Origin of the sequence: Roseburia sp. AF42-8, assembly GCF_003435965.1 — a bacterium.
GTDB classification, from domain to species: domain Bacteria; phylum Bacillota; class Clostridia; order Lachnospirales; family Lachnospiraceae; genus Roseburia_C; species Roseburia_C amylophila.
The window spans coordinates 1-1,409 of the sequence record NZ_QTVB01000114.1 but is presented as its reverse complement, the minus strand read 5'-3'; the positions used below and the strand labels follow the sequence as shown (position 1 = coordinate 1,409).

The 1,409-nt window shown below is 49.5% G+C and carries 1 protein-coding gene; it reads left to right on the top strand.

From position 1 onward, the window contains the following. Positions 1–1,183, top strand: a 1,183-nt coding sequence (locus DW059_RS15475) for a tyrosine-type recombinase/integrase (RefSeq protein WP_117699379.1), incomplete at its 5' end; no start/stop codon positions are given. Positions 1,184–1,409 lie beyond the last annotated feature (226 nt).

Sequence of the window (1,409 nt, the reverse complement as noted above, 5' to 3'; positions counted from 1 at the left end):
CTATTCCAAAAAGGGCTTTCCGACAAAAAAGGAAGCAACGCAGCATGAAGCAGAGATGAAAGCAAAGCTCCATAATCCGGGGCAGATTGCGTCTATCGCTTCACAGCGGAAACAGACCGTTGCAAGCTATCTGAATGAATGGGTGGAAAGCTATGCAAGAGTGAACTTGCGCCCCTCTACTTACGACGGGTACAAAAAGACGATTGCAAACTATATCAATCCCTATATCGGCGGCGTTGCCCTTAATCAGCTTACCCCCGCTATGGTAGACAAAATGTTTCAGCAGATTATTGACAAAGGCTTGAAACCGTCCACCGCAGCCGGGGCAAAGCGTGTTTTGAGCGTGGCGTTGAGCCATGCCCGGAAATACCGCTATATCGAAACAAACGCAGCAAAGGACACGCTTACGAAGTTTGGAAAGAGCGACAAGACCCCCGACCCTTATACGCCGGAACAGGTAAAAGCCCTTATGCAGCGCGTCGAGGGTACCGTTTGGGAAATGCCCGTTATCTTAGGCGGGCTTTACGGTATGCGCCGTTCTGAAATCCTGGGCTTGCGCTGGCGTAATGTGGATTTGGAAAACAACACCTTTGACGTTTCCGAGCAGCTACCCTTTAAGGTGCCGTCGAAAACAAAAGTCATTGAGGAAATGGCACCGCCGAAATCCAACGGGCGAAAGCTGCCTATCACAGAGCTTGCCCGCCCGTTCTTCCTCAAACAGTTTGCTATGCAGGAAGCGCAGCGCGAACAGGCAGAAAAAGACGGAAAACCATACTATGACAATGACCTTGTTGTAGCGAAGCCGGACGGTTCCCCTATCTCCGCGTCGTGGGTATCTTCCCAGTTTGGAAAACTGCTTGAAGATTTGGATATGCCGCATATCCGCTTTCACGATTTACGCCATACGGCGGCTACGAATATGCACCAACTGACAGGCGACTTCTACACCGTAGGCGAAGTGTTAGGACATACGCTTGCGGGTATCGGCGTATCGCTTGGACTGTCTATGAACTTTGAAGCTGTTACCGCCCGTTATGTGGACGTGCGGCTTGAACGCAAGAAAGAAGTCTTAGACGCTTATCATGGGGCGGTCAAACAGTCTGACCCGGCAAAGGCAGAGAAAGCCGAGCCGAAGAAAGCAAAGAGCGCGGCAAAGAAAAAGAGCAGCGATTTAGAGCTTTAACCGCTGTATCTCTTTACCGCTTCTTATATCGTTTTATAGCCCCGCGTGGGATTTGGGCACCATTTGGGCACCATTTACCGAAAAAGCACCACTAATACAGGCGATAAAAGAAACGCCGAGAACCCGCAAAAACATAGAGTTTATGCGGGTTTCCGGCGTTTTCTAATCCCTCAACCGACCTAAAATCATCTTGCGGCAGAGAGAAAAATTCTACTATTTTTTATTT